This is a genomic window from Neptunomonas sp., assembly GCF_016744175.1.
In the GTDB taxonomy this organism is placed as follows: Bacteria; Pseudomonadota; Gammaproteobacteria; order Pseudomonadales; family Balneatricaceae; genus Neptunomonas.
In genome coordinates this window covers 1-7321 of record NZ_JADGEV010000082.1, presented here as the reverse complement: position 1 = coordinate 7321, position 7321 = coordinate 1, and the positions used below count along the sequence as shown (strand labels likewise).

General features: G+C 42.8%; 9 protein-coding genes. All 9 read right to left on the bottom strand.

The window, feature by feature from the left end:
* Nucleotides 1–74: 74 nt before the first annotated feature.
* On the bottom strand, nt 75–890 hold the full coding sequence (gene tatC / locus QZZ55_RS19590) for a twin-arginine translocase subunit TatC (RefSeq protein ID WP_293269108.1): 816 nt from the start codon (nt 888–890) through the stop codon (nt 75–77).
* Nucleotides 883–1251: a Sec-independent protein translocase protein TatB gene (gene tatB, locus QZZ55_RS19585; protein WP_293269107.1), complete on the bottom strand. Its 369-nt coding sequence runs from the start codon at nt 1249–1251 to the stop codon at nt 883–885. The genes tatC and tatB overlap by 8 nt, the downstream gene beginning before the upstream one ends.
* A 14-nt stretch (nt 1252–1265) precedes the next feature.
* A complete protein-coding gene (tatA, locus tag QZZ55_RS19580) occupies nt 1266–1511 on the bottom strand; it encodes a Sec-independent protein translocase subunit TatA (RefSeq protein ID WP_293269106.1) in 246 nt (81 codons plus the stop codon).
* Nucleotides 1512–1552: 41 nt separating this feature from the next.
* Nucleotides 1553–1885, bottom strand: coding sequence for a phosphoribosyl-ATP diphosphatase (locus tag QZZ55_RS19575; RefSeq protein ID WP_293269105.1), 333 nt, complete (start codon nt 1883–1885; stop codon nt 1553–1555).
* Nucleotides 1886–1893: 8 nt separating this feature from the next.
* Nucleotides 1894–2283 (bottom strand): phosphoribosyl-AMP cyclohydrolase, encoded by a 390-nt coding sequence (gene hisI / locus QZZ55_RS19570; protein WP_293269104.1) that lies wholly within the window; start codon nt 2281–2283, stop codon nt 1894–1896.
* A 95-nt stretch (nt 2284–2378) separates the two neighbouring features.
* The gene (gene ubiB / locus QZZ55_RS19565) at nt 2379–4004 is read right to left on the bottom strand and encodes a ubiquinone biosynthesis regulatory protein kinase UbiB (protein ID WP_293269103.1); all 1626 of its coding nucleotides are present in this window, start codon (nt 4002–4004) and stop codon (nt 2379–2381) included.
* A gap of 73 nt (nt 4005–4077) precedes the next feature.
* On the bottom strand, nt 4078–5619 hold the full coding sequence (locus QZZ55_RS19560) for a GGDEF domain-containing protein (protein WP_293269102.1): 1542 nt from the start codon (nt 5617–5619) through the stop codon (nt 4078–4080).
* Between the two features lie 125 nt (nt 5620–5744).
* On the bottom strand, nt 5745–6377 hold the full coding sequence (locus QZZ55_RS19555; protein WP_293269101.1) for a thiol:disulfide interchange protein DsbA/DsbL: 633 nt from the start codon (nt 6375–6377) through the stop codon (nt 5745–5747).
* Between the two features lie 116 nt (nt 6378–6493).
* Nucleotides 6494–7096, bottom strand: coding sequence for a c-type cytochrome (locus QZZ55_RS19550; RefSeq protein ID WP_293269100.1), 603 nt, complete (start codon nt 7094–7096; stop codon nt 6494–6496).
* Nucleotides 7097–7321 lie beyond the last annotated feature (225 nt).

The following is a 7321-nucleotide window of genomic DNA, read 5'->3' as shown; positions in this document are numbered from 1 at the left end:
CATATTTATTCATTTTGAGCAGATTACATACAATAAAGGCGCCACGAGGGCGCCTTTATTATATCGATCCCGCATCACGAACTCTGACTGTTTGTCTCATCTTCATCGATCGCAGCTTCTAGTTCACCATCGAGATCATCATCTTCCACCTTCTTCACAAACACTTTTGATAGAACAATACCCAGCTCAAACAGCAGCCACATAGGAATTGCCAAAAGACTTTGTGAGATGACATCTGGTGGCGTCAACAACATCCCAACAACAAAGCAACACACAAGTACATACGCACGCTTCTCTGTCAGCGCTTTTGCTGTCGTTGCTCCTGACCAAATCAGTAATAGTGTTGCTATTGGAATTTCAAAAACAATTCCAAAAGCAAAGAACAATTTCAAAACGAAATTCAGGTAACTACTGATATCCGTCATAATCGCTACGCTTTCAGGCCCCGTACTAGTAAAGAAGCCAAATATCAGCGGAAAAACAACAAAGTAGGCGAATGCTATGCCTGCATAAAACAAAAACACACTGGAAATAAGCAACGGTGTTGCCAATCGCTTCTCGTGATTGTATAAGCCCGGGGCAATAAAACCCCATACTTGATGCAGTATGAAAGGAATACCAAGAAAAATTGCCAGCACAAGCGTCAATTTAAATGGCGCAAAAAACGGTGACGTCACATCAGTCGCTATCATACTAGTACCTTCTGGCAGCAACGCTGTTAGCGGTGCAGAAAGATACTCATATAAATCATTAGCAAAATAAAACAGACAAAGGAATACGGCAAACACGATCAAAATAATACGCATCATTCGCTGGCGCAACTCAACCAGGTGAGAGACCAATGTTTGTTCTTGCTCTTGCTTTGGCGCTTCGCCTAGCTGATTACTCATTCGCGGGCTTTTCAGGTTGCGCGACACTACCTGTAACAGCAGCTACATCATCGCTTTGTTCTATGGTTGGAGAAGAAGTCACTTCAGTGACTGGAGAGTCATCTTCAAAGGCATGATTAAAGGGCTGCTTCATTTCATTTAACTCTTTATCTAGCTCTTCTTTCTGGATAGCTGCTGTCCGCCTCATTTCATCAAGTCGAAGCTCTTCAGATATTTCACTCTGAATACTAGAAACAGCGCGCTTAGCTCGCCCCATCCATAAACCGACAGCACGCACAGCGGTTGGAAGCTTTTCGGGCCCCAACACAATCAGCGCAACAACGCCGATTAGTAGTATTTCAGCAAAACCTATATCAAACATTCAACAGATCCGTATTATTTTTGATCAGTCGACTGTTCCTGCTTTGCTGCAGGCTTACTCTCTTCCGTAAAGTTAGCATCTTGCTCTTGCTGTTCAATTTTTTTTGCATCTTCAGGTTCTTCTTTAATCGCTTTTTTGAAACCTTTTACTGCACTACCCAAATCTCCACCGATGTTGCGAAGTTTTTTAGTACCAAACAATAAAACAATGATTCCAAGCACGATCACTAACTGCCAAACACTAATTCCACCAAAACCCATTTTACTTCTCCTCAAGATCTAGAGCGCCATTGATAACGATTTTATGGCTTATTGCGCGATTCTTTTTCAACTAAACCCGACATTTCAAAACGACGAGCCAATTCATTTAGGACAGCTTGCGGTGTCTCACCTAGATGAGACAGCATCACTAAACTGTGAAACCACAGATCCGCAGTTTCATAAACTACATCACTTGTATTACCAGAAAGCTTGGCATCTTTTGCTGCAATAATTGTCTCGACAGCCTCTTCACCAACTTTCTCTAAAATTTTATTTAAGCCTTTTGCATGCAAGCTTGCTACATACGAGGCTTCAGCGGCAGCACCTTTCCGCTCTTCTAGAATTTTTCCCAACTGCGTCAAAACATCACTCATCAGACGGCTTACCCCTTATAAATATCATCAGGATTTTTGAGTACAGGATCGACAGCGTCCCATTGACCATCACGCAAGACGCTATAAAAACAACTTTCTCTTCCTGTATGACAAGCAATTCCACCCTTCTGCTCAACTTGTAGCACAAGCACATCCCTATCGCAGTCTAACCGAATCTCATGAAGAACCTGCACATGCCCTGATTCTTCTCCTTTACGCCATAACTTTTGGCGAGACCGAGACCAATAAATAGCCCGCTGTTCCGCTACAGTCAGCTGCAGGGCTTCTTGGTTCATCCAAGCAACCATCAGTATGCGCCCAGTTTTATAATCCTGTGCTATTGCAGGTATCAAACCTTGCTCATCCCACTTAATACTTTCTAGCCAACTGTCTGTCATTATTCTACTACTATTCGGTCTCAGAGAAGGGCAAGCATACCGGATCAACTAGATAAGCTCCATCCCAGATATTACTCAGATTGATCTATCTCTATTTATTTAAGAAGAAGATAAATACCTAAGCCACCCAAGGCCCAGCCCATTAAGCTCAACTGCTCTAGCCATTCGTGGCTAGGCTCATGACCAAACCATAAGGCGGCAATAATACACGGGACGGCAAGTAGTCTTTTTCTACCATCTTTAACAGCGCGCTCTTGTTGATGAACAAGGGCTAACTCAGCAGCTCTACTTTGTAATGGTTGATTTTTAATCTGCTGTAGAGCGTCATATGCAAGCTGCGGCATATATGGCATTTTATCTAGCCAATCAGGTGCCTGCTGCTTGAGTGTTCTATATGCAGCTTTAGGGCCGACTCTATCCTTCATCCATGATTCGAGAAATGGCTTACCTGTTTGCCATAAATCTAAATCTGGATATAACTGCCTACCCAACCCTTCGATGTTCAGCAACGTTTTTTGTAATAGCACTAACTGAGGCTGCACTTCCATATTGAACCGACGAGCCGTTTGAAATAGCCCCAACAATACTTGGCCAAACGAAATATCTTTTAGCGGCTTGTTAAATATAGGCTCACAAACGCTACGAATAGCCGTCTCAAACGCAGTGACGTTCGTCCCTGCCGGCACCCAACCTGAATCGATGTGTAACTGGGCTACTTGGCGATAGTCTCTTGTAAAAAAAGCTAGGAAATTACGTGCTAAATAACTTTGATCTTCTGCTGTTAGTGAGCCAATAATTCCGAAATCAACGGCTATATATTGCGGTGTGACGGGGTTATCTCGCGATACAAAAATGTTTCCTGGATGCATATCCGCATGGAAAAAACTGTCTCTAAAAACCTGTGTGAAAAATATTTCAACACCACGCTCAGCTAAGGTCTTCATGTCTGTCCCTTGCGCCCGAAGCTCATCTACTTCGGCCACAGGTATGCCATAAATGCGCTCCATCACCAACACATTCTGACGTGTCAGATCCCAGTATATTTCAGGAACATAAAGGATATTGGAGTCTTCGAAATTACGTTTTAGCTGTGAACCATTAGCCGCTTCTTTTCTTAAATCCAATTCATCAAAGAGTGTTTGTTCATATTCCGCCACAACTTCTACAGGTCGAAGCCTGCGCCCCTCTTTCCAAGCAGCATGAACCAAGTGCGCTAATGTATATAATAGTGCTACATCTTTCTTAATGGTTTTTACGATACCGGGACGAATAACCTTTACAACAGCTTCTCTTCCATCCAGTAGTGTTGCTTCGTGAACTTGCGCGACGGAAGCAGAAGCGAGCGGCTCTACATTAAAGGCTGCGAACAACTCTGTCACCGGTTTGCCTAATGATTTTTCAACGATCAACTGGGCTTGAGGGCCAGAGAATGGAGGCACTTTATCCTGTAATCGTTTTAACTCATTTGCAATATCATCAGGCAGCAAGTCTCTACGTGTCGACAGCATTTGCCCAAATTTTATAAATACAGGGCCTAACGACTCTAAAGCTAATCTTAGGCGCACACCTCTTGGCTGTGTCACTTTTATAAAGTATCGCCACGGCATCAAATAAAGAAAAGCTCTTAGATACCAAGGCAATAATAGATCATCAAAAAATGTATCAAGACGATAACGAATTATAGTATGAGCTATTTTCAAACTTCGAGAGAGGCGTCGCACCGTGAAGAATCCTATAAAAACAGAGCTAAATCAGCGGCACAAGTGTGCCCGTTCCCGCTCAATAGGTAAAGAGTTAGCCAATACAAACACGGTTGCGCCCGTCTTGTTTCGCTTTATAAAGCGCCGCATCAGCACGGTCAAACAGCGCATCTTTAGTATCAGACTCACGTGTTTGCGTCACGCCAAAAGACATTGTGATAGTGACTCGCTTGCCATGAAAATTAAAAGGGCTTTTACTAATCGCATCTCGAAGCTTTTCAATTGCTTTTGCCCCTTCTTCCGCTTCTGTGGATGGCATGAGTATGACGAACTCCTCACCACCAAAGCGTGCGACAAAGTCAGACGCTCGCAAATTACGGAGTAAAACCCGAGAAATCAGACGTAAAACCTTATCTCCAGCCAAATGCCCATATGTGTCGTTAATACGTTTAAAGAAATCAAGGTCACCAATAGCTACAGAAAAGCCCTGTTGATAACGCCCCCAACGCTCAAATTCTTTATTCAAATGATCATCATACGCTGAACGATTAGGTAAACCTGTTAGCGAATCAGTTCTGGCTTTTAAACGCTCTTCTTCCATATGCGCTTTAACACGCTTAGTTTCATCTTCCATTTCAGAAACGTGCTGCATCAACGCATCATAACGCTCCTGTAACCGCTCATCACGATCTTCTTCACTACGTTTGAACTCATCCATAGCTCGCACAATTTCTAGAAGCTGGGATGATACGGACGTCTTCAACTCACTAATATCGTGGGAATCCTTAACCGCTTTACTTATCGTACCAACATCACGTCTTACCTGTAGATCTAATTGCTTGTGTGCATCTCCAGCTGTTGTTTGCTCAGAATGACTTTCTTCAAGAAACCCCTGTACCTCAACTAGCTGAGTATTCAAATTAATCAGGTAGTTCTCGAAGTCCTCGTTACTAGTAACGGCAGCTAATTGAGCCAGCTCAACAACTTTCGATAGAACATCAGCTAGCTCCTCTAGCTTTATACCCTTCTCTATACGGTCGACTATGTCATGCGATTTCTGGCCTCTTTCTCCTGTCAAGTTGAGTACATTAATCAATTGAAGCAACTCTGAGCTAATCAAAGATAAATCGACATCAATAGATAACTGGTTAGTGGCGGTGCTTAATTCTGCTTTTGTCGAAGAAAATGCAGTAACCTGCAATGCAACTAGGGACTTAATTAAGGGTGGGAATTTGTATAGCCGCTCCACCGAATCTGCTGTGGCACTATCTAATTCAGCTAGCGTTTTATTTTCCGCTGCCTCTAAGGTGAAGTGCTTTTTAAGGAGCTGAATCCAGTCCCTAACGGAACCCGTAACAGCTTTTGCAGTATCTTCTCTTGACTGGTCAAGTTTTCGAACATGCTTTTCAATGTTCGCCACCAATTTTCTGGGTGGTGGCTTATGAGTTGTGCTATTTAATGTATTACGCAGTGATGCAAGCTCTCCATCTAAATCTTCTGATTGGCCTTGTAGCCCAAGAGTTAGGTGAGAAACAGCTAAGCGCAACTGGTCGTTATTCTGGTTCTTTTCCAGATTATCAATTTCCAATGCCGCTTCTTTATACTTCTTTTTCCAGTCTACTGGTTCCTTGCTCACTATTTCTATCCATTCATTAGAAGATTACTAACTCAATACTAGTCCAAAGCAGGTGGATTTCCTAATCGCACCACAATCAAAAAACCGCCAAGAAAAGGCGGTTTGGTCTATCAATAGGAAAGATGCTATTGCTCTAGAGCTTTTTGCTCTTTGGCAACAAGGTAGTTTACAACCTCAAGCATCTGCTTTTGCCCACCAGCCATTGCTGCCGTGACGCGATACTTCCCATTAACAACAAGCGACGGCACACCATCAACTTGATAGCCACGTACTTTGGAGTCACCTTGGTTCAGCTTAGTATTTACTGCAAATGATCCATAAGTCTTTTCAAATTTAGCGCGATCTACTCCTAGTTCGGCATAATAATCCGCTAGGTCATCCATATTTCTAAAGCGTTTTTTCTGAAGATGGATTGCATCAAACATTGGTTGGTGTGTTTTTTCTACATCACCTAGTAACTCAGCCGTATAGTAAGCGCGAGCCATAGGCTCCCAGCTACGGCCAAATACAACCGGAATACGCTTAAAGTCGACTACTTCTGACTGTTTCTTATGCCATGCCTCAAGTACTGGTTCAAAGCTATTACAATGAGGGCAAGGGTAACCGAATAGCTCTGTCACCTCGATTTTTGTAGGATCAGCTGTCTTAACAACAGAGGGGAGTTCTACAAAGTGCCTTCCCGCTTCATACTCTTGCGCAGCCGATGTTGTCGTACTCAAACCCAAAACCAACAGGACAGACATTAACGTCTTCCACATATCATTTCTCCAATTGCATTACCTGATTTTCAAATCAGACAGTGGTGGCCTTAAAGGGTTCACCCATAAATATAAAAAGGCAGCCGAAGCTGCCTTTTTATCAACTACTGTCAGGATTAATACAAACCTTGAACGTAGCTAGAAACCGCTTTAATTTCTACATCACTAAGTTTTGCGGCGATATCACGCATCATTGCCTGCGGATCATTATTACGCGAACCAACACGGAAATCCTTCAATTGCTTTTCAGCATAAGCTGCATGTTGTCCTCCAACAGCAGGGAAACCTGCAGAAGCCATACCTTTACCATCAGCTGCATGACAAGCACTACAAGCAGGAACACCCTTTTTAGCTAAACCAGCACGGTAGATCTGTTGACCTAATTCTAGCTGGTCTTTAGCAGCCTTTCCGCCTTGAATAGCTTTACCCGAAAAATATGCTGCTATATCTTCCATGTCCTGATCACTCAGGTGATCTAGCAAACCTGTCATTTCTACAACAGGACGAGTTCCTTCTTTAATCTCTTTCATCTGCTTAACGAGATAAGTAGCGTTCTGGCCTGCTATTTTAGGAAAATTTGCAATGGCACTATTGCCATCTGCACTATGGCATGCGGCACAGACTGCTGTTTTTGCTTTTCCCGCTGTCGCATCACCTGCCGCATTTGCTATACCAGTGATACCTAAGGTTAACAGTAAGCCGATTAGTAGTTTATTCATGATTAACCCAGACTCTTATCATTCAGTAAAATGGATGATTATTTTGATATCAATAAATGACCTCAAAACAAACCGTAAATCTTTATTATGCCCTGCCACTAGAGCTAGACTCTGTTCAAGGGTAAAATTTGGCGGCATTATAACTTAATATCCACACAAACTGGAACGGTTAATATAGAACCAATCCCTTTAGGTAACCTAAAGTCTATGACTGCTAACGTGAAT